This is a genomic window from Janthinobacterium sp. PSPC3-1, from assembly GCF_049896105.1.
Taxonomy (GTDB): domain Bacteria; phylum Pseudomonadota; class Gammaproteobacteria; order Burkholderiales; family Burkholderiaceae_D; genus Janthinobacterium.
The window spans coordinates 43,576-66,717 of sequence record NZ_JAFCTQ010000022.1 but is presented as its reverse complement, the minus strand read 5'-3'; the positions used below and the strand labels follow the sequence as shown (position 1 = coordinate 66,717).

The following is a 23,142-nucleotide window of genomic DNA, read 5'->3' as shown; positions in this document are numbered from 1 at the left end:
CCACAGTATCGCATCAAGGGCGGCGCATAAATGAAAAAAGCCGCCGGAACGCACTCCGGCGGCTCTGGCGGGAGCTAGGCGTGATCAGAACAGATGACGCATGCCCAGATTGAATCCCGAGTTGCCGGTGCCGTTGTCGGTGGCGTTGCCAACGACAAACGTGGCGCCATTCTTGTTGCTGATATGGCCGTAACCGGTGTACAGGTCGCTGCGCTTGGACAGGGCGTAGTAGGCGCCGATGGCCCATTGCTGGGCGTCGCGGTTCAGGTTGCTCTTGTCGTTGTGGCGGATATACGAGGCGACCACCTTGGTCGGGCCGAACGGCACGCTCACGCCCAGCAGCACGTCGTTGCTTTTGACACCGGCCAGGGCACGGTTGTCGGCGTAGCCGAGGTTGGCTTGCGCCACGCCGAAGTCATAGCGCATGGCCAGCAGGCTGTTGCGGGTCTGGTCGGTACCGGCGACGTTTTCCTTGCGGTGGTGCGTCAGGGTCAGGTTCAGCGGACCGTCGATGTAATGCACGGCGCCGCCCAGGCTGCGGTTTTTCTTGTTGTCGTCGGCCACTTCGCCGAAGCCGTAGGCCACGTCGGCCGACAGCTTGTTCCAGGTTGGCGTGCTGTACTGCGCCATATTGTCGACGCGGATATTGGTCACCATGATGTTCGAGGCTGTGCCGGCCAGGCCGATCACGAACGGGTCGGCCACGTCGCGCAGGGCCAGGTAATACGGCGAGTACTGGCGGCCCAGGGTGACGGTGCCGCCCGTGCCGGACAGGCCGACATACGCCTGGCGGCCGAACAGCAGGCCGCCCTGGCCCGAGGTACCCGTATCGATATTGAACCCGCTTTCCAGCATGAACAGGGCCGACAGGCCGTTGCCCAGGTCTTCCTTGCCCTTGAAGCCAATGCGCGAGCCGGACGCGACGCCCGAGGCGACGCGGGTCAGGCGGTCGCCAGCGGCGTCCTTGTCGACGACCAGGCCGGCATCGGCCACGCCGTAGATGGTGACGCTCGATTGCGCCAGTGCGGTGCAGGAAGCACCGAGAGCCAATAAGGTAAACAGGACTTTTTTCATGAAAATCTCTCTATTAGGGGTTAACTACTGATCGCACTGCCCGACTGCTTGTTACTCAACATTGAGATTAAAACAATGGCCCGCTTGTGGCGGGCCATTCTGTTTAAGCCTTCTTAGCGTGGTCTGCTTCGCCCCAATGGCTTTCGGTATTCATGTTGGCGGCATTGGCTGCCGCCGCTTCTTCTTCGGTGGCCAGGCCACCTTCCCACTTGGCGACGACCGCCGTGGCGACGGCATTGCCGACCGCGTTGGTGGCCGAACGGCCCATGTCGAGGAACTGGTCCACGCCCATCAGCAGCAGCAGGCCCGCTTCCGGGATATTGAATTGGTTCAAGGTGGCGGCAATCACCACCAGCGAGGCGCGCGGCACGCCGGCGATGCCCTTCGAGGTCAGCATCAGCAGCAGCAGCATGGTGATCTGGGTGCCGACCGACAGGTCGATGCCGTAGGCCTGGGCAATGAACAGCACGGCAAAGGTGCAGTACATCATCGAGCCGTCCAGGTTGAACGAGTAGCCCAGCGGCATCACGAAGCTGGAGATCTTGCGGTCCACGCCAAACTGGTCAAGCGCCGTCAGCAGTTTCGGATACGCCGCTTCCGAGCTGGCGGTCGAAAAAGCCAGCAGGAACGGTTCGCGGATCAGCCCGACCAGCTTGAAGATGCGCGGGCCGATGACCACAAAGCCGGCGCCGATCAGCAGCGCCCACAGGCAGATCAGGCCGACATAGAAGCCGCCCATGAATTTTGCGAACGTGACCAGCACGCCCAGGCCGTGGGTGGTGACCACCGAGGCCATGGCGGCGAACACGGCCAGCGGGGCCAGGTTCATGATGGTGCCGGTAATGCGCAGCATGACTTGCGCCAGCTGGTCGATCACGTTGGTGAGGGCCTTGCCCGATTCGCCCAGGCCGGCCAGTGCGCCGCCGAAGAAGATGGAAAACACGAGAACTTGCAAAATTTCATTGTTGGCCATCGCCTCGATCGGCGACTTCGGCACCAGGTGCGTGAAGAAGTCTTTCATGGTGAAAGCGGCGGTCTTCAGGTTGGTCGACGCGTGCACGTCCGGCAGCGGCAGGCCCAGGTTGGTGCCGAGCTGCATGATATTCGACAGCACCATGCCCAGCGCCAGCGAGACCAGCGAGGCGACCAGGAACCAGCACATGGCTTTCAGGCCGATGCGGCCGGCCGTCTTGCCGTCGCCCATGTGGGCGATGCCGACCGTCAGGGTGGAGAACACCAGCAGCGCAATGATCATCTTGATCAGGCGCAGGAAAATATCGGTGACGATGGAAATATTGCTGGCGATCTTGGCGCTGACGGCCGTGTCGGGATAAGCGGTGTGACAGGCGTAGCCCACCAGAATGCCCAGGATCATGGCAATCAGGATATACAGGGTTAATGGCCGTTTCTTTTTCATTGGTGACTCCTCCAGTAAATCGCCGCTGTGAGCGGGTTATTGATAGCGAGCAACTTAAGCTTGGAAGGAATATTGCCGAGAAACAAGCTCTTGCATGCTAGCGTTTATTTGCTGCAAAGTCACTACATAGCAAAGGATATGCCTGAAAACGACTTTTGGTACGGAACTTATTAAGGTCTTGATTTCAATGCGCTTTTTTGTTGTCAGGATGTAGCACCATGGTGGGGATTGCGCGAAATATTGGACGCGGCCAAGCTCGGCTGTATGAGTTTTCATACAGCCGCCACGGCGCTGGAAAAGCAAGATTATCAGGACCATAAAAAAGGCCCCGCACGAAGCGGGGCCTTTCGATACTGCGGTACTGCCTGAGTCAAACGCGTCCTAGAACTTGACGTTGGCCGTCAGGCTGAACGAACGTGGCTGGCCCGGCGTGTAGCGGTAGCCGCTCTTGTTGATGGCCGCAACGTAGGTCTTGTCGGCCAGGTTGTAGGCGTTCAACTGCAGGTCCAGGTTCTTGTTGACCGTGTAGGTCGCCATCGCGTCGAAGACCCAGTAGGAATCGATGCGGGCCGGGGTGCCGTAGGCGCCGTCGGTGCCGCGCAGCATTTCACCGACATAACGACCGCCGCCGCCGATCTTCAGCCCGAATGGCAGGGTGTACGAGGTCCAGGCCGTGAATGCCTGTTTCGGCGTGTAGCTCAGGTTGTTGATGCCGCTGGCGGTCACCACGCGGCCCGATTTGACGCTGGTGTTCATGCGGGTGTAGCCGGCGCTGACCAGCCAGTTATGCATGACTTCGCCAACCACGCCCAGTTCCACGCCCTGCACGCGCTTTTCGCCCGTCTGGTAGTAGATGGTGGAGATGACCGGATCTTGCTCCACTTCATTGGTCACCGTGGTCTGGTACAGGGCGGCCGTCAGCGACAGTTTTTGCTTCAGCAAGTCCCACTTGGTACCGATTTCCTTGGTGGTGGTTTCCTGCGGATCGTAGCTCAGGTTCTGGGCGCTGCTGGCGGCCGTGCTGAGGGTAAAGTTGGTGCCCGGCGGCGCTTTCGAGGTCGAGTACAAGGCATACACGCTGCTGTCCGGGGTCGGCTTGTACATGGCCGAGATCTTGCCGTTGTAGACGGTGTCGCTCAGCGACAGGCTTGAACCGATCGGCGTGCCGACCGGAATCAGCTGTGGCTGGCCGGTGGCGGCCGCCGCTTGCAAGGTAATGGCATTGTATTTCGTGTTGAAATGGTCGGCACGCACGCCACCGCTGATTTGCCACTGATCGTTGAATTTCAGCGTGTCGAACAGATACAGGCTTTGCGTGTCGATCTGGCCGTCGGTGGTGGCGCCGCTGCGCACTGGCGTGAATACGGCCGTGCTTTCGTTCGGATTCGGGTTGTACAGATTGGCCAGCGGAATGGTACGCGGGTTGGCCGCCGTCGGCACGGCAACGCTGGCGCCCAGGCTGGAAGCGACATAGCTGTAGTTGGTCTGTTTCTCGGTGGTGAACTCGAAGCCGCCGACCAGCGAGTGCTTCACGGCACCCGTATTGAACGCGGCCGTGACCGTCGACTGGTTGGTCAGGATGGTGTTTTTCTGGTCCTTGATGGTGCGGTTCGAGCGCGCCAGCAGCCAGGTCGACGGGTTGCCCGGCACCGCGCCCAGCGCCGCATTGTTGGTCACCAGGTTGGCGCTCGATCCCATGAAGGCCGACAGCAGGTAGTCCTGCTTGGTCTTGCCCCAGCGCGTGACGTTCTGCAGCTTCACGTTCGGCGAGAAGTCATGGTCGATCTTGACCGTGAACATGTCGGCCTTGACCTTGTCATAATCGGACGACAGGCCGTAGAAATTCTTCGGATCGACTTTTGGCGCGGCATTGATATAGGTACGCACCGGAGTCGGATTGGCAGGCGTTACGCTGGCCGGATTGTCCGGTCCGACATAACCTGGCAGGCCGATGGTCGGCACGCCGCCGTCGGGCACGTTGTCCTGGTCGACGTGCAGGAAGCTGGCGGTGACGCGGGTCGGTTTGCCCAGGCCAAAGGTGACCGATGGGGCGATCGCCCAGCGCTCGTTCTTGACTTCGTCGCGCGCCGCATTGCCGCTGTCCTGCTTCAGCAGGTTCAGGCGGAAGGCGGTACCCGAATCGGTGTCGATCACGCGGTTCCAGTCGGCGGTGGCGCGTTTCTGCTTGCCGCTGCCGACGGTGATCAGGGAATTGATGCTGTTTTCCAGGTTCGGCGTCTTGCTGACCAGGTTGATCGAGCCGGTAGGCGAACCACGGCCGCTATCGGTGCCGGCCGGGCCTTTCAGCACGTCGATCTGTTCGATGTTGAACACGTCGCGCGAGATCGAGCCGATGTCGCGCACGCCGTCGACGTAGATGCTGCTCGAGGCGTCAAAGCCGCGCATGTAGACCGCGTCGCCGGTATTCGTGTTGCCATTTTCGCCGAGGAAGAAGGTGCCCACGCCTGGCGTGTTGCGCAGCGCGTCGGTCAGGGTCAGGGCGCCCTGCTGTTCGATCAGTTCTTTCTTGATCACGACGATGGTTTGCGGCGTATTGACCAGTGCTTCCGTGTATTTCGGCGACGAGGCCTTGTCGGCCTTGAAGTCGTTTTCCTGGGTGCCAACGATGGTCACTTCGTTCAGTGTCTGTTGCGATGCCGGTGCGCTCTGGCCGGCAGGGTCTGCGGCCTGTGCTGCGACGGGCAGCAGCATGACGGCCAGGGCGGCGCCGACATGTTGGTTGAAGCGGGATTGGACGTGCTTGCGGCTCTTGATTGCCATCTTGCTCTCTCGTTATGATCAGGGTAGGTGTCTCTGCCCTGCGCTGCGGCCGCATGCGCACTGGCTGGGAAACGGTGAATGACATTGTAATAATTGCCCGTCATTCCGTAAATGAGAATCGTTATCAGTCTCGTTTAAGTCTCGTTAACGCAACGTTTTTATGTGCCGAAAAAAACACACTGTGATTTTCCGCAGAGCCTTGCAAACCCGCATGGACTGGTGCTATCACGCACGCTGCGCACGCGATACTTGCGCCGGAGTATGATGCTCAACCTCCCTCCACACTTGGTGCCGCATGCTGGAAACGCCGAATGCCTTTGTTCCCCTGATCGATGTTCCCGTGCCGGCGCCGTCGCCGGCCGAGACCCTGACCTTTGTCTTCCATCGCGGCCGCCTGCTGCTGCGCAGCCCCGACCTGGCCTTGCCGTCCGCCATTCAGGTGGGCGCGCTCGGGGTCGACCTGGCGCGCGCCCAGCCGGTCGGCCTCTGGCAGGGCCGCTATTGCCAGACAGTCTGGGTCGATGACGAAACCTTGCTGGACGCCAGCCTGGAATGGCGCGGCCTGCGCAGCCTCTTCAACGTGCTCGACGATGGTTTTGTCGGCCTGGCCAGCCGCGCCGTGCAACTGGCCGAATGGGCGCGCACGCACCGCTATTGCGGCGTGTGCGCCACGCCCATGGTGCGCCTGCCGGGCGAGCGCTGCTTCAAGTGCCTGGGCTGCGGCATGATGGCCTATCCGCGCATTTCGCCGGCCATGATGGTGCTGATCCGCAAGGGCGAGCAGGTGTTGCTGGCGATGCACAAGCATTCGCCGTCACAGCGCTACAGTCCGCTAGCCGGTTTCCTGGAAGCGGGCGAATCGGTGGAAGAGGCCGTGCACCGCGAAGTGATGGAAGAGGTGGGCTTGCGGGTGCACAACCTGCGCTACTTCATGAGCCAGTCGTGGCCGTTTCCCCATTCGCTGATGCTGGCCTTTACGGCCGACTACCTCGATGGCGAGATCCGCCTGGACGAGAACGAGATCGCCGAAGCGCGCTGGTTCGGCCCCGGCGATGTATGGCCGGAGGCGACCTCCAGCGTGTCGATCTCGGCTCTGCTGGTGCGGGCGCACCGGCCACCGCCGGCGCTGTAAAAGCCGGCCGGTCAAGGCAGCCGGTCCAGTTTTCTATATACTGGCGGCAATTGAAAATTTGAGGAAGTTTTAGCATGGCACACGAAGAATTCACCGAAGACGACTGGCGCCGCCTGATCGCCAGCATAGGCGAAGACCCGCAACGCCCAGGGTTGCTGGAAACCCCGGCGCGCGTCACGAAAGCGTGGAAACACTGGACCTCGGGCTATGGCCAGGACCCGGTTGAATTGCTGAAGGCGTTTGAAGATGGCGCGGAGCAGTACAACGAACTGATCGTCGTGCGCGGCATTCCCGTCTACAGCCATTGCGAACACCACCTGGCGCCGTTCTTCGGCAAGGCCACCATCGGCTACGTGCCGAACGGCAAAATCGTCGGCCTGTCGAAACTGACGCGCCTGGTCGATTGCTTCTCGAAACGCCTGCAGGTGCAGGAACGCATGACGATGCAGATCGCCAATGCGCTGATGGAAGTGCTGGAACCGAAAGCGGTCGGCGTGGTCGTACGCTGCCGCCACCTGTGCATGGAAAGCCGCGGCATCCGCACGCCCGGCGAGGAAACCATTACCTCGGCCATGCTGGGCGAGCTGCAGCCGAATTTGGCCATGCGCACGGAGTTCCTGGCACTGGCGCGCGAAAGCTGATTTTCGCTGTCGATGCATACAGAAGGCGGCGCGATGCCGCCTTTTTTACGTCTGCCGGGTCAGTAACGGTACTCGCTGACCAAGTGTTTCGTGAAATTGTACTTGCTGCCGCCGTCGAGCAGGTCGATCAGGCGCTTCGGCGTCGAGGCCGACATGAAGGCGTCGGCGGCGCCGTCGGTGCTGCGGAACTTCATGCCGGGGCTGAGGATCTGGTTCGCGCCGATTTTCAGGTGCTGGAAGCTCTTGGTCTTCTCGTTGTTGAGGATGAAGTGCAGTTCTTGCTTGAAGGTCAGGAAGGGTATCTTCAGCCACCAGCCTTCGTCCGTGCCATAGTTGGTCACGCTGGAAAAATGCGTGTTCTTGTCCGTCAGGGTGGGTTTGCCCAGGCGGTCGTTGATGCGTTTCATGGCGTCGTTCTTGGTCATGCGTTTCTTTCGTAAGCAGCGTTTCAGACGCGCATTCTGCCACAGTTTTCCTTCCCCTTATCTGCCCGCCTTGCCAGCAACGCATTAACAACACCGGCAAAAAAACATTGCCAGATAGCATTGTAAATAAGGCCAGTTCGAGCGTATGCTGGAACCGTCTGATCGGCGCCGCCAGAGTGCCGGCGCCGCCGCATTGCCATGCCCGCCATGGCAGCGGGGCAAGCCCATGCCGCTGCAAAAATACAAGTAGGAGACACGCATGAATAAACTGTCGTTCAAGCAGAAATTATGGATACCCCTGATTTGCAGCCTGCTGTGTATTTCGATTATCTTTGTCTATAACGCCTTCGAAGTGCGCAAGATCCGCATCGAAGAGCGCAGCGCCGACATCACCAACGCGGCCGACCTGGGCCTGGGCGCCGTCAAGATGTTCGGCGAACTGGCCGCCAGCGGCGCGCTGACCACGCAGGAAGCGCAAAAGCAGGCCCTGGCCGTTATCAGGAGCATGCGCTTCGGCGAGACCGGTTATCTGGCCGTCATCAACCTGGACGCCGTGGTGGTGATGAACCCGGCCGCACCGCAGACGGACGGCAAGAACATGTCCGACTTCAAGGATGCCAACGGCACTTATCTGTACCGCGACATCGTGGCGGTCGGCAAGAGCGAGACGGGCAAGGGTTTTGTGCGCTATCACTTCCCCCGTCCCGGCCAGAAAAACGCCGAACCCAAGCTGAGCCGAGTGGCCGCCTACAAACCGTGGAGCTGGAACATCGTGGTCGGCGTCTATATGGACGATATCGACACGGCCTTCCGGCAAACCCTGCTGATGTCGCTGGGCCTGCTGATACTGGTCTGCCTCGTCCTCGGTGGCGTGGTGGTGATGATCAACCGCAGCCTGCGCCATGCGCTGGGCGGCGACCCGGAATACGCGGCCGACGTGGCGGCCAAGATCGCCGACAACGACCTGAGCTTCGACGTGCACACCCATGCCAGGGACCGCCACAGCGTGCTGTATGCGATGAAAACCATGCAGGCCAACCTGGCCACCGCCATCAGCGAAATTCGCCACAGCGCCGAGACCATCGCCACGGCGTCGAGCGAGATCGCCAGCGGCAATATGGACTTGTCGGCGCGTACCGAAATGCAGGCCAGTTCGCTGGAAGAAACAGCCGCCTCGATGGAAGAGCTGACCTCGACCGTGACGCAAAACACGGGCAATGCCGTGCAGGCCAATGAGCTGGCACAGTCGGCCTCGGCAGTGGCACGCCAGGGCGGCGCCGTGGTGGCGCAGGTGATCGGCACCATGGACACCATCAATGCGTCTTCGCGCAAGATCGTCGACATTATCGGCGTGATTGACGGCATCGCCTTCCAGACCAATATCCTGGCGCTGAACGCCGCCGTGGAAGCGGCCCGCGCTGGCGAGCAGGGCCGCGGCTTTGCGGTGGTGGCGTCGGAAGTGCGCAACCTGGCGCAGCGCTCGGCGGCGGCCGCCAAGGAAATCAAGGCCCTGATCGGCGCCTCGGTCGACAGCATCGCCGCCGGCAGCACCCTGGTGGCGCAGGCGGGCACGACGATGGATCAGGTGGTGGCCAGCGTCTCGCGCGTGACCGACATCATGGCCGATATCACGGCCGCCTCGCACGAGCAAAGCACGGGCATCGGCCATGTGAACCAGGCGATTTCGGAGATGGATTCGGTGACGCAACAGAATGCGGCGCTGGTCGAGCAGGCGGCGGCAGCGGCCGGCAGCATGCAGGACCAGGCGGCCGTGCTGGCGCAACTGGTGTCGCGCTTCAAGTTGACGGCCCACGAATCGAACGGCCCGCGCCTGGCGGCGTCCCGCCCGGTGACGAAACTGTCGAAGGCGCCGCAGCGCAAGCTGGCGCGCGTGTAAGTTATTGCGCCGGCGCCGCAGCCTGTGGCGCCGGCACGAACGTCAGCTGGTCATCGACGACCTCGAATTTGCCGACCGGCTGGCCCAGGTCGGCTTTCGGGTCGTTTTCCATTTCCACCAGGCTGTTGCAGGTAGTCGTTTCCGCCTGCCACAGCTGGTCGCCCATGCGGATATTCCACACGCCATCGCCGGCCGAAAACACATCGACCGTGACCTCGTCGGCCAGCGTGTCGAGCGACAAGGTATGCAAACGCTGGCATTGCGGCAAATTGGTCGCCATCAGTTGCACTTCCACCGTGTCCTGCCAGAAGTAGTTTTGCTGGCGGCGCACGGTCAGCGAATGCTCCTGGCCATCGATCATGAAGATGGCGAAATCTTTGACGCAGCCCGACAACAGCAGGCATAGCGAGACGATCAGGAGTTTGCGCATGGTCGGCTTTCGTTGAGGGTTCTCGGGGCTGGACGGGACGCTGCGGCCCCCGGCTTGTTTTCCGCTTACGTGGCATTATATCCATGCATACCAGTTGCGGCGCGACAATATACTGCGCCCCCTGCCAGCTGGCCCACTCCCCCTTGACTCTGAGAGACCACGATGATCGATCTGTACTATTGGACCACGCCCAACGGGCACAAGGTAACCATGTTCCTGGAAGAAGCGGGCATCCCCTACAATATTATTCCGGTGCATATCGGCAAGGGCGAGCAGTTCACGCCCGAGTTCCTGGCCATCGCGCCGAACAACCGCATTCCCGCCATCGTCGACCAGGCGCCGGAAGATGGCGGCGCACCGTTGTCCCTATTCGAATCGGGCGCGATTTTGCAGTATCTGGCCGAGAAAAGCGGTCAATTCCTGCCATCCGGCGTGCGTGAACGCGCGGAAGTGATGCAATGGCTGTTCTGGCAGATGGGCGGCCTGGGGCCGATGGCCGGCCAGAACCACCATTTCGTGCAATACGCACCCGAGCCTATCGAGTACGCGATCACGCGCTATGTGAACGAAACAAATCGTTTATATGGCGTGCTGAACAAGCGCCTGGCCGACCGCGCCTATGTTGCCGGCGATACGTACACCATCGCCGACATGGCGATCTACCCATGGATCGTGCCGCACAAACGCCAGCGCCAGATTCTCGCCGACTTCCCGCATCTGGCGCGCTGGTTTGATGAGATCGCCGCCCGCCCGGCGACCGTGCGCGCCTATGCCCGCGCGGCCGAAATCAACGTGCAGCCGACCGTCAGCGGCGACGCCAAAAACGTGCTGTTCGGCCAGACCGCGAAGTCTTTGGGCTGACCTTAATTTCCGCGATAAGTGGAAAAGCCGAAAGGGCTGAGCAGCAGCGGAATATGGTAGTGCTGGTCGGTCTTTTCGACGTGGAACTGCACCGGGATTTCCGGGAAAAACGTCTCCTGTTTCAGGCGCGCATAGTGCTCGCCCGTCTTGAACACGATGCGGTAGTCGCCCTCTACCATCGCCTTGTCCGCCGGATACATTTCCGCGATGCGCCCCTGCGCATTGGTCACACCGCTGGCCAGCTGGCGCCAGTCATTGCCCGTCTTTTGTTCCAGCGTGACCGTCACGCCAGCGGTCGGCGTGCCGCTTTGCAGGTCGAGAATATGCACGCTGAGCGGATTGGCGGCCAGGACAGTGGTGGAGAACGCGGCGAAGGCCAGTGCGAATGTCAGTGATATAAGGCGTTTCATGGTGTTTCCTTTATAAATTAAATGGCAGGGTCGAGTTCGGGCACGGCGCCAATCGCCGCCTGAGCGCAGGCGCGGTCTTGCAGGGCGCCGCCACCGCCGGCCACGCCGATGGCGCCAACGATGTGCCCCTTGGCCGTCAAGGGCAGGCCGCCGCCGAGCAGCAACAGTTCCGGCAAGGTGGTCAGGTTGGCGGCGTCCGGATTGCCGCGCGCATTGCTTGCCAGCAGCTGCGTATCGGTCCTGGTGGAGAGGGCGGTATACGCCTTGAGCCGGCTCGCTTCCGTGTTGTGCGGCCCCACGCCATCGGCGCGCTGCACGCTGACGATATTGCCGCCACGGTCGAGCACGGTCACGACGATCTGCTTGTTCTTTAGTTGGCAGGCGGCCATGGCGGCGGCGCTCAGCTTTTGGGCCGCAGCCAGGGTCAGGTCGCTGACGGTTTGCAGTTGCGCCTGCGCCGGGCCGGCCAGCAGGCCCAGCAGGCCGGCGGCAACAATCAAGTGTTTCATATGGTGCTCCGTGTCAAAAGATGGCGCCAGTATGGCGATCACCGCCCTACGCGAAGATGATGGCCGCATGACATTTTTATCATCCGCGCGGGCCGCCCCCGGGCGTAAAATGTTCCATCCTCCTCATGAAAGCAGCCAGCCATGCGTATCCTGGTGATAGAAGACGAACCGAAGACCGGCGATTACCTGTTGCGTGGCCTGGGCGAAGCGGGCTTTGTGGTCAGCCTGGCGCGCAATGGCCGCGACGGCCTGCGGATGGCCGGCGAGGGCGGCTATGACCTGGTGGTGCTCGACGTGATGCTGCCCATCATGGACGGCTGGCAAGTGCTGCGTGCCTTGCGCCTGCAGGAGGGCGGCGCGGATGTGCCGGTGATTTTTCTCACCGCCCGCGACGAGGTGCAGGACCGCGTCAAGGGGCTGGAACTGGGCGCCGACGATTACCTGGTCAAACCATTTGCGTTTGCCGAACTGGTGGCGCGCATCCGCACCCTGCTGCGGCGCGGCCCACCGCGTGAAGACGACGTGATCCGTATCGGCGACATGGAAATCGACGTGATGAAACGCAAGGTCAGCCGGCAAGGCCAGCGCATCACCCTGACGGCCAAGGAGTTCGGCTTGCTGCACCTGCTGGCGCGGCGCCAGGGCGAAGTGCTGTCGCGTTCCATTATCGCCTCGCAAGTGTGGGACATCAATTTCGAGAGCGACACCAATGTGATCGACGCGGCCATCCGCCGCCTGCGCAGCAAGCTCGACGACCCGTTCGAACCCAAGCTGATCCACACCTTGCGCGGCATGGGGTATGTCTGCGAATTGCGTGCGCCATGACGCGCACCCACTCGTCGCTGACCTTGCGCGTGACGCTGGTGTTCGTGTTGATCGTCGCGCTGGTCTCCGCCGGGCTGGGCGTCTATCTGTACCGTTCATTTGTGGCGGAAATCGAACGGCGCGACGATATCTTGCTACTCGGCAAGCTGCGGCAGATCCAGCAACTGCTGGGCAATGCGGGCACACTGGACATTATCCGCGAGCGGCCGCAGTATTTTCGCGACACCATGAGCGGCCAGGAAAACTCCCTGGTGCGCATCGTGCGCGACGACGGCACGCGATTGATCGATGTCAATCCGCATACTGAAACCTTGCCGCTGCCTATGCCGGTGGCGGTCGACGCACTGGTCACCGCCAGCGCGATCCACGGCTGGACCAGCCGCGACGGCTATCCGGCCCGCGTGGTGGCGGCCAGCGCCCGCATCGGCATGCCGGCGCAGATGGCCGACATCACCGTGGCCCGCGTGTATGGCGACCGCAGCGCCATGTTCGCCGCCTATCGCTGGCAGATCGTCATTTCCGTGGCCGTCAGCGCGCTGGTGGCGGCCATCCTGGCCAGCGCCATGCTGCTGCGCGGCCTGCGTCCCTTGCGCGCGATCGCCGCGCACGCGGCCCTGGTGCGGCCGGGCAAGCTGGAGCAGCAGCTCGATCCACGCGGCGCGCCGACCGAACTGCTGCCCCTGATCCACGCCCTGAACGCCATGCTGGCGCGGCTGCAGGAGGGTTACGCGCGCCTGTCGCAGTTTTCCGCCGACCTGGCGCATGAATTCCGCACGCCCGTGACGAACTTGCTGGGGCAAAGCCAGGTGATGCTGGCCCGGCCGCGCAGTAGCGAGGAATATGAGCAACTGGTGTCGTCCAACGTGGAAGAGCTGGAACGGCTGTCGCGCATGATCGACAGCATGTTGTTCCTGGCGCGGGCCCAGCAGGAAGAGATGGTATTGGTCAAGCAGGCCTTGCCGGTGCAGGACGAGTTTTTGCGGCTGGCCGATTTTTTCGAAGGCCTGGCCGAAGAGCGCGACCTGCTGCTCGACTGTCACGGCAGCGGCGAAGTACTGGCCGAGCCGCAACTGCTGCGCCGCGCGCTGGGCAATCTGCTGTCGAACGCGATACGCCACGCGGCGCCCGGCAGCACGATTACGCTGCGTTCACAGGCGACGCCACAAGGCATGGAACTGAGCGTGCGCAATCTGGGTCCGGCGATTCCGGCCCAACATCTGCCGCACCTGTTCGAGCGCTTCTACCGCGCCGATCCGGCCCGCAGCGATTCGGCCGCCTCCACGGGGTTGGGGCTGGCGATCGTCACCGCCATCATGCAGTTGCATGGCGGCAGCGCTGGCGTGGCGTCGGATGCGGCAGCCACGACGTTCAGCTTGCGGTTTCCTCGCTAATTTAACTTGGGCCGTAAAGTAAAATAAGAAAAATCTTATTTTACTTTCGCTCTGATTCATTACCCCATCTCCACCAAAAACTCCTGCATCCCCGTATGCGCCAGCTGTGCGCAGGCCGGCGCGAAATGCGGCAGCTGTCCCCACAGCAGCGGGTTGCCGACGATATACACGTAGTGCTGGGCGCGGGTCAGGGCCACGTTCAGCAGGTTCGGCGTGCCGGCCGCCCATTGCGCGGCGCCGGCCGTGCTGTCGTCGGCGCCCAGGATCAGCATCACCACGCTTTGCTCCTTGCCCTGGAAGGTGTGCACGGTGCCCACCATCTCCCTGGTCCATTGCCGTAATTCACGTTGGGTGGGCGCCTTGCCGTAGCCGAGGCGGCGGTCCCAGTCCAGGTCGATGATGCGTGCGCGCAATTCGTTGCGCACGGCCTTGAACGGGGTAATCAAGTACATGCCGGGCAGCTTGCCGTCGCGGCGGTACAGTTTCAGCAAGACCTCCAGCACGAAATCGAGTTGCAGCGGCACCACCTGCTTGTAGCTGACGGGGCCGATGGCGTCGATCCAGCGGCTGGGGCCGCGCGTCAGGCCACGGCTGCCGGCCGGCGGGGTGCTCTCGGCGAGGCCATATACCATCTTGTCTTCATAGGCGATGGCGTTGGCCAGTGAGAACATCGGTTCCACGCAGCGGCGGTGCACGCGCAAGGGGCTGCCTATCCACAGCGGCTGCGGGCCGCTGGCGCCGACCACCGCGCCGTAGCGGTTGGCCTTGTCGGCCAGGGTCTGCACGGAAACATTGCTGGGCGCATAGCTGCCGTCCTGCGTGTGTTCGGACAGGGCCGACAAGCCGTGCACCAGGCGTGGCGGCACGGTAAACACCGGTTCGATCTGCAGCGGGTCGCCCACCACCACGGCGCGTTTTGCGCGCCACAGGCTGCCGACCGCCGCTTGCGGCACGGCCTGGCCCGCCTCATCGATAAACAGCCAGCCCAACGATTCGGCGCCCATGCCCTGGAACTGGCGCGCGAACGAGGCGAACGTGGTCGACACCACCGGCACCACCATGAACAGGCTCTGCCACACCATGGCGACGTGCGACTGGTCGTAAGCGCGCTTGTTTTTCAGCAGTTTGGAGACGGCCAGCAAGTTGCCGCCAAAGCCGGGGCCGCCTTTTCGGGCCACTTCGGCCAGCCATGCTTCGTGCAGCGCCAGCGCCTTGGCAAACAGGCGCGAGCGCAAGCGCGCCAGCGCCGGTTCATGCCACAGCCCGCCTTTCTGCAGGGTGTCGCCATCGAGTTCCTGCAAAGTGGCCGGCGAAGCGATGGTGGGGAAACGCAGGCGCGCGCGGCGCAGCATTTCCGTGCTGTCGTCCCATTCGCGCTCGCGCGATTGCTGCGTGCGCAGCGCCACATGCAGGCTGTTGCGGGCCCGCTCGCAGCGCGGCTCCAGCTCGCCTTTCAGCAGCAGCTTGATGGCCGACACGTCGCGCGCGGCCTGGCGCTGCGCTTCGGCATTGGCCAGCACCGCTTCCTTGAAGGCGCGCGCCGGCGCCGTGCGGAACAATCGGGCAAAAAAGCCCGGTTCGCTCAAGGCCACCAGCCGTTCTTCTTCCAGCAGTTCCTTCTTGCTGGCCAACAAGGTATCTTGCTGGGCCATGGCGGTGGCCAGCGCTGCATTGGCCGCTTCCATCTCGACTTCTGCCGCGCGCAGGGTCTCCACGCTGGCGTGCAGGAATTCCTGCTCGCTGCAGGTGCCCACCGCCTGCCACAGGGCGGCGTATTGGGCCTGCTCGGCCAGCGCTTTTTCCACCACGTGCTGCGTCTCGCGGAACTCGCGCGCGGCCTGGGCAAAACCCACGCCTTGGTAGCTGGTCAGCCACTGGCGAATATTCTGCGTGTTCGGCGTCTTGCGCGGCGTGATTTTGTCCCAGTCGTCATCATAGAAATTGCTGATGAAACGGCGGCGATTGCTGCTGTTGCCCAGCGCGCAGGAGATCATGCCCCACGGCATGTCTTCCTCGGCCAGCAGGCGGTTGGCGCCATTGCCGTCGGCCGCCACGCGGCGCGCCACGCTGTCGAGGTAGCGGGTGCGGGCCCATTCCTTGCCCAGTTGTTTCGGTTTCGGCAAATCGCCTGAAATATTTTCCACCGCCGCATTGTTCGACGAGGCCACCACCATTTCAAAACCCGTCAGTTCGGGCCGCAGGCGGGCGATCGTGATCGGGTCGCGCACGCCTTCGAAGGCAACCGCCACCTTGCCGATAAAGGCGTCGGCGGCGCGGTCCAGGCAGGCCAGCACGCTGGCGCGGCGCACGATATTGTCGGCGAACAGCTCGCGCAGCAGGGTGGTCTTGCCGGTGCCCGGCGGGCCGTTGACGGAAAAGATGCCGCGCTCCGCCAGCCCCGTGCGCGCGCCATGGATGGCGAACTGCTGCATCAAGCTCAGCGCATAGCTGGAGTCCTCCAGCCAGTGGCCACGGTTCATGTTGGCCGGGTTCAACATCGCGGCCAGCGCCTGGCGTCCTTCCGGGCTGTACAGGTCGATGCGCTCGGCCTGGGCCAGCGGCGTCAGGTAGGCGGCCAGGGTGGGGGAGATCTTGCCGCCGCGCAGGGTGCGGATGATCTGCTCCAGGTCATCGAGGTAAAAACTGTTCAGGATATCGATGGACGGTTCGACCGCATCGCCGAAATCGAGCACGCGGTTTTCCACCGCCTCCACGCCGGGCAACAGCGCTTCTTTGGGTGGGCGTTTCTTGCGCGTGCGAATTTCCAGTACTGCCAGCGGTTGCGCGGACGAAGGGTGAAAATGGGCCCAGTCCATGAACAGATGGGCCAGCGCGGCAATTTCGGTGCCGGACAAGGGCGTCGACACATTGCCGGCCTCGTCCGTCACGGTGCCGGGCGTGCGCGCGGCGGCAAAGTTGCGCAGGCTGTCCTGCAGCGCCAGCTGGCTGTCGCTGTACGCATCCAGGCTCAAGCCCGACCAGTCGGCCGTGCGCGGCCGGCCCAGCGCCCACGGCAAGGTGGACACCGAGACCGGATCGAACTGCGGCTCGCCCAGCGCGTTCAGGCTCAGGCGCGCAAAGCACGAGCGGCCAACGAGTTCCGTCTTTTCCGCTTCGGCGATGGTGTCCGCGCCGGTGGCGGGCAGCAGCTTGTTGATCTCGGCCTTGTCGAACACGCCCAGGAACAGGGAAAAGCCGTCGATCTCGCGGTCCGGGCCGACAGGCAATTGCGTAAAGAACTGCGGCGACCACTGCGCCAGCTGTTCACGATGAAGGAGACGCACGGTGGACTGGTCTTCAACTTCCGTGATTTGATTCAGGTCAAACGGTATAAAGAATTCGATCTTGTGCCAATACTCCAGGATAGCCAGGAGGCGCTGCTGTTCTGCCTGATTCATGATGACCAATATTTTGTAAAGCGAGCGGCGATTGTAAAGCGTATGCGCGCCGCGTGTTTTACGGTTTCGTGCATTTGCCTTGTCTGGTCATAAAAAAAACCGTTGTTCTGGGCGAAAAAAAGCCAGGCGGAAACTTCTTGCCTGGCTTTCACTGGTGCAGCGGTGTCAACGCGCTTAAAACTCTTCCCACTCGCTGTCGCTGGAACGCGGTGCCGAGTTCGCCACCTGCTTGCTGGCCGGGCGCCGCAAGGGTTCGCGCGCGATCGCCGTGGCGGCCGGCTTGCCGGTGCGTACGGCCGCCAGCTTGGGGACGGACCTGGCGACAGGCTTGCTTGCCGCCACCGCCTGGCCGGTCTTGAAGAAGCCCACCACATGGGCCAGTTCGCCGGCCTGCTCCTGCATGCTTTGCGAGGCGGCCGCCGCTTCTTCGACCAGCGCCGCATTTTGCTGCGTCACTTCATCCATCTGCGCGATCGCCATGTTGATCTGCTCGATGCCCAGGGTCTGCTCATGCGTGGCGGAGGTGATTTCGCCCATGATGTCGGTCACGCGCACGATGCTGTCGACGATGTCGCCCATGGTCTGGCCCGCTTCATTGACGAGGCGCGAGCCGGTGTCGACGTTGGCCACCGAGGCGGCGATCAGCTCCTTGATTTCCTTGGCCGCACCGGCGCTGCGCTGGGCCAGGTTGCGTACTTCGCTGGCCACCACGGCAAAGCCGCGGCCCTGTTCGCCGGCGCGCGCCGCTTCGACCGCCGCGTTCAAGGCCAGGATATTGGTCTGGAAGGCGATGCCGTCGATCACCGCGATGATGTCGACGATTTTCTTCGACGACTCGTTGATGGTGCCCATGGTGTCGACCACCTGCGAGACGATATTGCCGCCGCGCACAGCCACTTCCGACGCGCTTTTCGCCAGCTGGTTGGCTTGGCGCGCATTGTCGGCATTCTGTTTCACGGTCGAGGTCAGCTCTTCCATCGCCGACGCGGTTTCTTCCAGCGAACTGGCCTGCTCTTCCGTGCGCGACGACAGGTCGAGGTTGCCGGCGGCAATTTCGCTCGACGCCGTGGCGATCGCATCCGTGCCGTGGCGCACCTGGCCCACCACGTCCAGCAAGCCGTCGTTCATGGCTTTCAGCGCGCCCAGCAGGCGGCCCGTTTCATCGCCGGAATTGACGATGATCTGCGACGACAAATCGCCCGAGGCCACGGTTTCGGCCACGCTGACGGCCGCATTGATCGGCCTGGTGATCGAGTGCGTGATGATCCACGCCACGAAGGCGCCCAGCAGCAGAGCCACGCAGCCCATGCCCAGCATGGAGGCCTGCGCCTTTTCGCTCAGCGCTTCGGCGTCATCGGCTGCCTGCGTCGCCTGTTGCGCCTCATACGCCACCAGGCTGTCGAGCGCGACCAGCACATTGTTCAGGCTGGGCGCCGCCTGCTGGGTCAAAAACGTGACGGCTTCCTCGGTCTGGCCCGCCTTGCGCAGTTCCACCACCTTGTTGTTCATCGGCGCTCCCGCTTTCAGGGCCGCGTCCAGCTGCCCCATCAGCGCCGCTTCCTTGTCGGTCGACACCATCTTCTGCAGCACTTCCTTGGCGGCGCCATATTTCTTGCGCGCTTCGCCGATCTTGTTCAGTTGCTCTTGCATCAGCGCATCCGTTGGCGCCACCACCACGCTGGTGATCGCCAGCGTAATGCTGCGCACGTTATCGCTCATGGTGTTGGCGGCCGCCATCTTGACGTTCTTGTCGGCGACGATATCGTGGGTGCGCGCGCTCAATTGGCCCATGGAGTACAGGCCGACCAGCAGCACGGCCACCAGCAGGCCGAGAACGACAGCAAAGCCGATGCCGAGGCGGGTACCGATTTTGAATTGTGTGAGTGACATTGATTGCTTTCGTGTATACGGGGAAATTAGAGCTCAGGCCGCTACGGGTAAGTACTTAGCGCAGCGAGGCAGTAATTGTTCCTCAAAATTCCACACGGCAATACAAATAACTGTATCAAGTTACAAAAAAGGCAGCTCCTGAAACAAGTTGTCGTGTGGAAACAACGTGGGGCAGCACTGCAAGCGAACTCATCATTTTGGAAATAGATTTGCTACCAGAAAATCAATGAAAACGCGCAGTTTCGGCGACATATTCCGGCTACCTGGCCATAGGATATGGAAAGGCGCCGCATGTACGGTGTGTTCCGCCAGCACCGCTTGCAAGCGGCCGGCCTCGCGTGCGGCGCGGGCGGCAAAGTCGGGCAGGGCGGCGATGCCCAGGCCGCGCTCGGCAAAGTGCAGCAGGGTGTCCACGCTGTTGCAGCTGAGACTGGCGGGCAGGCCGGCGGCCAGCAGGGCATTCCAGTCCGCCAGCGGCCAGGCTTCGATCTTGCCGCTGCTGGGAAATTTGTACAGCAGGCAGTTGTGCCGCGCCAGATCGAGCGGCAGGGCCGGCACGCCATGCTCGGCCAAGTAGGCGGGCGAGGCCACCAGCTGCAAATGAAAATGGCCCAGCAGGCGGCTCATCAAACGGCTGTCGGCGCTGTCGCCGGCGCGCACCACGGCGTCATAGCCTTCCTCGACCAGGTCCACGCGGCGGTTGCTGAAATCGAGATCGAGCTCCACCAGCGGCCAGGCGCGCGCAAACGCGGCCAGCACCGGGTTGAGCAGTTCGCCCACCAGCGGCATGCTGACGCGCAGCCGCCCGCGCGGCGCGCTCTTGCTGCTCGACAGTTCCAGTTCGGCCGCCTCGATTTCACCAAGGATGCGCCGACAGCGCTGCAGGAAAATCGTCCCCTCGCTGGTCAGCGCGATGCTGCGCGTGCTGCGGTGAAACAGGCGCACGCCCAGGCGTTCTTCCAGCCGCGCGATGCTCTTGCCGACCGCCGACGCCGAAATGCCCAGGGCGCGCCCCGCCGCCACGAAGCTGCGCGTATCGGCCGCCTGCACAAAAGCCGTCAAACCCGCCAGATTGTCCATGGTGCCCCTTCAATTGCGGACGTCAGCGTCCGCTCAGACAGAAACTATAGCCTTTTTTCTTTGATGCCGGCCGCCTTACGCTGGGCCTTTCCATTTGAAAGGTTGACCATGAGCACTGACTTTCCTGCCGCGCCGCTGGCGGCCCGTATCGATACCCTGCTGAGCACCGTGCTGCATGAGCGGCGCCTGGTGGGCGCCGTGGTGCTGGTGCGCCACCAGGGCCGCGAACGCTACCGCCGCGCGGCCGGCCACCTGGACCGCGAAGCGGCCATACCCATGCGCGACGACGCCTTGTTCCGCCTGGCTTCGGTCAGCAAACCCATCGTCTCGACGGCGGCGCTGGCGCTGGTGGCGCAAGGCCGTTTGCAACTGGATGACCTGGTGGCGCGGTGGCTGCCATATTTCCAGCCGCGCCAGCCCGATGGCCAGGTGGCGGCCATCACCGTGCGCCAGTTGCTGACGCATACGGCTGGCCTCGACTATGGTTTTTTCCAGCCGCCGGGCGGCCCGTATGCGCAGGCGGGCGTGTCGGACGGCATGGATGCCTCATCCGTCTCGCTGGAAGATAATCTGCGCCGCCTGGCCGGCGTGCCGCTGGCCTTTGCGCCCGGTGAACGCTGGGGCTATTCGATCGCCAGCGATGTGCTGGGCGCCGTGATCGAGCAGGCGGCCGGCATGCCATTGGCGCAGGCGGTGCGGCAGCTGGTGACGGGGCCGCTGGGCATGGCGGACACCGACTTTGTTGCGCTGGATGCGCAACGCCTGGCGGTGGCCTATGCCGACCGCGTGGCAGGCCAGGCGCAGCCGCGCCGCCTGCATGACAGTGGCGACGATCATCTGCCTTTTCTCGACGGCATGGCCGGTTTTACCCTGTCACCAGGACGGGCGCTGGACCCGGCCGCGTATGCCTCGGGCGGCGCCGGCATGGTCGGCTCGGCGCCAGATTTCATGCGCCTGCTGGAAACCCTGCGCCTGGGTGGCGCGCCCTTGTTGCCTCCAGGCTTGGCGCGCGAAATGAGCCGCAGCCAGACCGGCAGTCTTGAGCTGCCGTTCTGGCCCGGGCGCGGTTTTGGCCTGGGATTTACCGTATTGAATGATCCGCTGGCGGCGGGCACGCCGGAAAGCACAGGTACCTGGCGCATGGGGGGCACCTATGGCCATTCGTGGTTTGTCGATCCGGTGCGTGAACTGTCGGTGGTGGCGTTCACCAATACGGCCATCGAGGGCATGGCCGGGCCGTTCGTCGAGCAACTGTGCCGCGCCGTGTATGGCCAGGAGCTGGCATGAGGCGCCCGCATCCCATCGTCTTTCTCGCGCTGGGCCTGTTCGGCGTGTATTGCATCGAGTTTGGCGTGGTCGGCATCTTGCCGCTGATTATGCAGCGCTTCGATGTGTCTGCCAGCCGCGCCGGCATGCTGGTGGGCCTGTTCGCGCTGGTGATCGCCGCAGCCGGTCCCTTCCTGGTGCTGCTGGCCACGCGCTGGCGACGCAAACCCGTATTGCTGGTGTCGCTGGGCGTGTTTGCGCTGGCCAGCGTGGCGTCTGCGTTTGCGCCGCGCTTCGAATGCTTGCTGGCGCTGCGCGTGGTGCCGGCCCTGTTCCACCCTGTGTATTTTTCGCTGGCGATGGTGGCGGCTGCCGCCTTGTACCTGCCGCAAGACGCCGCGCGCGCCGGCGCCCATGCGTTCACGGGCACCAGCATGGGCATGGTGCTGGGCATCCCCCTGACCACCTGGATCGCCGCTCAATATGGCTACGAGGCATCGTTTTTGGCTTGCGCCGCCGTCAATCTGCTGGCCGCGCTGGGCTTGTATCGATTCCTGCCCGATACGCCGCACAGCGCGCCACTGGCCTATGGCCGCCAGCTGGCCATCCTGCGCAAGCCGGCACTGTGGTTGAATATTGTCGCGGCCATGCTGGTGTTTGCCGCCATGTTTTCCGTGTATGCCTATGCGGCCGCCTACCTGCAGGAAGTGGCCGGCGTGACGGCGCGCCAGACGGGGCTGCTGCTGGTGGTGTTTGGCGCCGGTGGCGTGGCCGGCAACCTGCTGGCGGGGCGGCTGCTGGGGCGCCATGTGCTGCGCACGGTGCTGTTGCAGCCGTTACTGCTGTGCCTGGCTTATGGCCTGCTGTACCGCTATGCGCAGGCTGGCGGCTGGGCCATCGCGGTGCTGGCGCTGTTCTGGGGCGCCGCTCATACCAGCGGGCTGATCGTCACGCAAATGTGGCTCAGTTCCGAAGCGCGCGAGGCGCCGGCCTTTGCCATCGGCGTGTATATCGCCGCCATCAACCTGGGCGTGACAGTGGGCGCGCTGGCGGGCGGGGCGGCGATTGCCCGCTACGGCATGCAGGGCGCGCTGGCCAGCGGCGTTTTATTGGCGGCGCTGGCGCTGGCCGTCATCGTGGTCAAAGCATCGTTGTTCCGCGCGCCGTCATTCCAGGTGGCTGGGGATGCACACCAGTAAATCCGTGTCGCCGATGTCCACCCCCGCCTGCGACAGCAGGGTCGTCGCCTGGCCGCGGTGATGCGTCTGGTGGTTAAAGAAATGCATCAGCAGCGCAAAGAACTGGCGCCGGTTCTCGCCACGGCTGTTGCGGTAGTCGAGCAAATGGTCGAGATCGGCTTCCGTGATCGAGGCGGCCCAGTCGACAATTACTTGGTCGAGCCGGTGTCGGTGCGCCTGCATGGCAGTGAAATCGTCGAACAGCGATTGCGTGAGCGAGGTCGGCGGCGTGATGGCGCGCACCGGGTCCAGCAAGGGAAAGCCGGCCGGGTGTTTTGCAAAACGCTGCAGCCACAGCGTATCGCCCGCCATGATGTGATTGAGGGTGCCGAGCAGCGAACCGAAGAAGGCGCCGCGCTCGCGCCGCAGTTCTTCGCTCGGCAAGGCGGCGGCCGCCGCATACAGCTTGGCGTTCATCCACTGGTTATATTCGGCCATAATGCAGATGTGGGCGCAGCGGCTCATGGTGTTTTCTCC

Annotated in this window: 19 protein-coding genes; 8 read left to right on the top strand and 11 right to left on the bottom strand. The window is 63.1% G+C overall.

Annotation, left to right across the window (positions count from 1 at the left end; all coding sequences use genetic code 11):
* Positions 1-84: 84 nt before the first annotated feature.
* The 3 genes from ACP7B7_RS20860 to ACP7B7_RS20850 all read right to left on the bottom strand — a co-directional run bounded on the left by ACP7B7_RS20860 (position 85) and on the right by ACP7B7_RS20850 (position 5,272).
* Positions 85-1,074 carry a porin gene (locus ACP7B7_RS20860; RefSeq protein WP_426077944.1) on the bottom strand — a complete coding sequence of 330 codons (990 nt, stop codon included), beginning with the start codon at positions 1,072-1,074 and terminating at the stop codon, positions 85-87.
* Between the two features lie 103 nt (positions 1,075-1,177).
* On the bottom strand, positions 1,178-2,491 hold the full coding sequence (locus tag ACP7B7_RS20855) for a dicarboxylate/amino acid:cation symporter (RefSeq protein WP_426077943.1): 1,314 nt from the start codon (positions 2,489-2,491) through the stop codon (positions 1,178-1,180).
* A 381-nt stretch (positions 2,492-2,872) separates the two neighbouring features.
* On the bottom strand, positions 2,873-5,272 hold the full coding sequence (locus tag ACP7B7_RS20850) for a catecholate siderophore receptor Fiu (protein WP_426077942.1): 2,400 nt from the start codon (positions 5,270-5,272) through the stop codon (positions 2,873-2,875).
* A 295-nt stretch (positions 5,273-5,567) separates the two neighbouring features.
* Here ACP7B7_RS20850 and nudC point away from each other — a divergent pair, with 295 nt between their 5' ends.
* Together nudC and folE are read left to right on the top strand one after the other, a co-directional pair.
* Positions 5,568-6,404, top strand: a complete 837-nt coding sequence (gene nudC, locus ACP7B7_RS20845) for an NAD(+) diphosphatase (RefSeq protein WP_426077941.1) — start codon at positions 5,568-5,570, stop codon at positions 6,402-6,404.
* A gap of 74 nt (positions 6,405-6,478) precedes the next feature.
* The gene (folE, locus tag ACP7B7_RS20840; protein WP_426077940.1) at positions 6,479-7,045 is read left to right on the top strand and encodes a GTP cyclohydrolase I FolE; all 567 of its coding nucleotides are present in this window, start codon (positions 6,479-6,481) and stop codon (positions 7,043-7,045) included.
* Between the two features lie 59 nt (positions 7,046-7,104).
* Here the strand turns inward: folE and ACP7B7_RS20835 are convergent, their stop codons facing one another.
* Positions 7,105-7,470 (bottom strand): hypothetical protein, encoded by a 366-nt coding sequence (locus ACP7B7_RS20835; protein WP_426077939.1) that lies wholly within the window; start codon positions 7,468-7,470, stop codon positions 7,105-7,107.
* Between the two features lie 259 nt (positions 7,471-7,729).
* Between ACP7B7_RS20835 and ACP7B7_RS20830 the strand changes: the two genes are divergently transcribed.
* A complete protein-coding gene (locus tag ACP7B7_RS20830) occupies positions 7,730-9,367 on the top strand; it encodes a methyl-accepting chemotaxis protein (RefSeq protein WP_426077938.1) in 1,638 nt (545 codons plus the stop codon).
* A gap of 1 nt (position 9,368) precedes the next feature.
* Here the strand turns inward: ACP7B7_RS20830 and ACP7B7_RS20825 are convergent, their stop codons facing one another.
* Positions 9,369-9,797 carry a hypothetical protein gene (locus ACP7B7_RS20825; RefSeq protein WP_308922995.1) on the bottom strand — a complete coding sequence of 143 codons (429 nt, stop codon included), beginning with the start codon at positions 9,795-9,797 and terminating at the stop codon, positions 9,369-9,371.
* 162 nt (positions 9,798-9,959) lie between these two features.
* On the opposite strand from ACP7B7_RS20825, the gene ACP7B7_RS20820 reads away from it, so the two are divergent.
* Positions 9,960-10,658 carry a glutathione binding-like protein gene (locus ACP7B7_RS20820; RefSeq protein ID WP_426077937.1) on the top strand — a complete coding sequence of 233 codons (699 nt, stop codon included), beginning with the start codon at positions 9,960-9,962 and terminating at the stop codon, positions 10,656-10,658.
* A gap of 2 nt (positions 10,659-10,660) precedes the next feature.
* Here ACP7B7_RS20820 and uraH read toward each other — a convergent pair whose 3' ends face one another.
* Both uraH and ACP7B7_RS20810 read right to left on the bottom strand, forming a co-directional pair.
* The gene (gene uraH / locus ACP7B7_RS20815) at positions 10,661-11,068 is read right to left on the bottom strand and encodes a hydroxyisourate hydrolase (RefSeq protein ID WP_426077936.1); all 408 of its coding nucleotides are present in this window, start codon (positions 11,066-11,068) and stop codon (positions 10,661-10,663) included.
* Positions 11,069-11,085: 17 nt separating this feature from the next.
* Positions 11,086-11,577, bottom strand: coding sequence for a GlcG/HbpS family heme-binding protein (locus ACP7B7_RS20810; protein WP_308922992.1), 492 nt, complete (start codon positions 11,575-11,577; stop codon positions 11,086-11,088).
* A gap of 141 nt (positions 11,578-11,718) precedes the next feature.
* On the opposite strand from ACP7B7_RS20810, the gene ACP7B7_RS20805 reads away from it, so the two are divergent.
* Complete coding sequence (locus ACP7B7_RS20805) at positions 11,719-12,402, top strand: heavy metal response regulator transcription factor (RefSeq protein WP_308922991.1); 684 nt, start codon at positions 11,719-11,721, stop codon at positions 12,400-12,402.
* Positions 12,399-13,793 (top strand): heavy metal sensor histidine kinase, encoded by a 1,395-nt coding sequence (locus ACP7B7_RS20800; protein ID WP_426077935.1) that lies wholly within the window; start codon positions 12,399-12,401, stop codon positions 13,791-13,793. The genes ACP7B7_RS20805 and ACP7B7_RS20800 overlap by 4 nt, the downstream gene beginning before the upstream one ends.
* 59 nt (positions 13,794-13,852) lie before the next feature.
* Here ACP7B7_RS20800 and ACP7B7_RS20795 read toward each other — a convergent pair whose 3' ends face one another.
* The 3 genes from ACP7B7_RS20795 to ACP7B7_RS20785 form a co-directional block, all read right to left on the bottom strand.
* Positions 13,853-17,191, bottom strand: coding sequence for a DEAD/DEAH box helicase (locus ACP7B7_RS20795; RefSeq protein WP_426077934.1), 3,339 nt, complete (start codon positions 17,189-17,191; stop codon positions 13,853-13,855).
* A 174-nt stretch (positions 17,192-17,365) separates the two neighbouring features.
* Complete coding sequence (locus ACP7B7_RS20790) at positions 17,366-19,081, bottom strand: methyl-accepting chemotaxis protein (RefSeq protein WP_426077933.1); 1,716 nt, start codon at positions 19,079-19,081, stop codon at positions 17,366-17,368.
* Between the two features lie 192 nt (positions 19,082-19,273).
* The gene (locus ACP7B7_RS20785; protein ID WP_426077932.1) at positions 19,274-20,161 is read right to left on the bottom strand and encodes a LysR family transcriptional regulator; all 888 of its coding nucleotides are present in this window, start codon (positions 20,159-20,161) and stop codon (positions 19,274-19,276) included.
* Positions 20,162-20,269: 108 nt separating this feature from the next.
* Between ACP7B7_RS20785 and ACP7B7_RS20780 the strand changes: the two genes are divergently transcribed.
* On the top strand, positions 20,270-21,448 hold the full coding sequence (locus ACP7B7_RS20780; RefSeq protein ID WP_426077931.1) for a serine hydrolase domain-containing protein: 1,179 nt from the start codon (positions 20,270-20,272) through the stop codon (positions 21,446-21,448).
* Positions 21,445-22,626: an MFS transporter gene (locus tag ACP7B7_RS20775; protein WP_426077930.1), complete on the top strand. Its 1,182-nt coding sequence runs from the start codon at positions 21,445-21,447 to the stop codon at positions 22,624-22,626. Before ACP7B7_RS20780 ends, ACP7B7_RS20775 begins: the two co-directional genes overlap by 4 nt.
* Here ACP7B7_RS20775 and ACP7B7_RS20770 read toward each other — a convergent pair.
* The gene (locus ACP7B7_RS20770) at positions 22,594-23,130 is read right to left on the bottom strand and encodes a DinB family protein (RefSeq protein ID WP_426077929.1); all 537 of its coding nucleotides are present in this window, start codon (positions 23,128-23,130) and stop codon (positions 22,594-22,596) included. The two genes, ACP7B7_RS20775 and ACP7B7_RS20770, sit on opposite strands and share 33 nt — an antisense overlap.
* Between the last annotated feature and the right edge of the window lie 12 nt (positions 23,131-23,142).

Coding starts and splice junctions, on each gene's coding strand:
- ACP7B7_RS20790 (WP_426077933.1), bottom strand. CDS start 19,081: ATGTCACTCACACAATTCAAAATCGGTACCCGCCTCGGCATCGGCTTT.
- ACP7B7_RS20780 (WP_426077931.1), top strand. CDS start 20,270: ATGAGCACTGACTTTCCTGCCGCGCCGCTGGCGGCCCGTATCGATACC.
- nudC (WP_426077941.1), top strand. CDS start 5,568: ATGCTGGAAACGCCGAATGCCTTTGTTCCCCTGATCGATGTTCCCGTG.
- ACP7B7_RS20825 (WP_308922995.1), bottom strand. CDS start 9,797: ATGCGCAAACTCCTGATCGTCTCGCTATGCCTGCTGTTGTCGGGCTGC.
- ACP7B7_RS20805 (WP_308922991.1), top strand. CDS start 11,719: ATGCGTATCCTGGTGATAGAAGACGAACCGAAGACCGGCGATTACCTG.
- ACP7B7_RS20775 (WP_426077930.1), top strand. CDS start 21,445: ATGAGGCGCCCGCATCCCATCGTCTTTCTCGCGCTGGGCCTGTTCGGC.
- ACP7B7_RS20835 (WP_426077939.1), bottom strand. CDS start 7,470: ATGACCAAGAACGACGCCATGAAACGCATCAACGACCGCCTGGGCAAA.
- ACP7B7_RS20860 (WP_426077944.1), bottom strand. CDS start 1,074: ATGAAAAAAGTCCTGTTTACCTTATTGGCTCTCGGTGCTTCCTGCACC.
- ACP7B7_RS20810 (WP_308922992.1), bottom strand. CDS start 11,577: ATGAAACACTTGATTGTTGCCGCCGGCCTGCTGGGCCTGCTGGCCGGC.
- ACP7B7_RS20830 (WP_426077938.1), top strand. CDS start 7,730: ATGAATAAACTGTCGTTCAAGCAGAAATTATGGATACCCCTGATTTGC.
- ACP7B7_RS20795 (WP_426077934.1), bottom strand. CDS start 17,191: ATGAATCAGGCAGAACAGCAGCGCCTCCTGGCTATCCTGGAGTATTGG.
- folE (WP_426077940.1), top strand. CDS start 6,479: ATGGCACACGAAGAATTCACCGAAGACGACTGGCGCCGCCTGATCGCC.
- uraH (WP_426077936.1), bottom strand. CDS start 11,068: ATGAAACGCCTTATATCACTGACATTCGCACTGGCCTTCGCCGCGTTC.
- ACP7B7_RS20785 (WP_426077932.1), bottom strand. CDS start 20,161: ATGGACAATCTGGCGGGTTTGACGGCTTTTGTGCAGGCGGCCGATACG.
- ACP7B7_RS20770 (WP_426077929.1), bottom strand. CDS start 23,130: ATGAGCCGCTGCGCCCACATCTGCATTATGGCCGAATATAACCAGTGG.
- ACP7B7_RS20820 (WP_426077937.1), top strand. CDS start 9,960: ATGATCGATCTGTACTATTGGACCACGCCCAACGGGCACAAGGTAACC.
- ACP7B7_RS20855 (WP_426077943.1), bottom strand. CDS start 2,491: ATGAAAAAGAAACGGCCATTAACCCTGTATATCCTGATTGCCATGATC.
- ACP7B7_RS20800 (WP_426077935.1), top strand. CDS start 12,399: ATGACGCGCACCCACTCGTCGCTGACCTTGCGCGTGACGCTGGTGTTC.
- ACP7B7_RS20850 (WP_426077942.1), bottom strand. CDS start 5,272: ATGGCAATCAAGAGCCGCAAGCACGTCCAATCCCGCTTCAACCAACAT.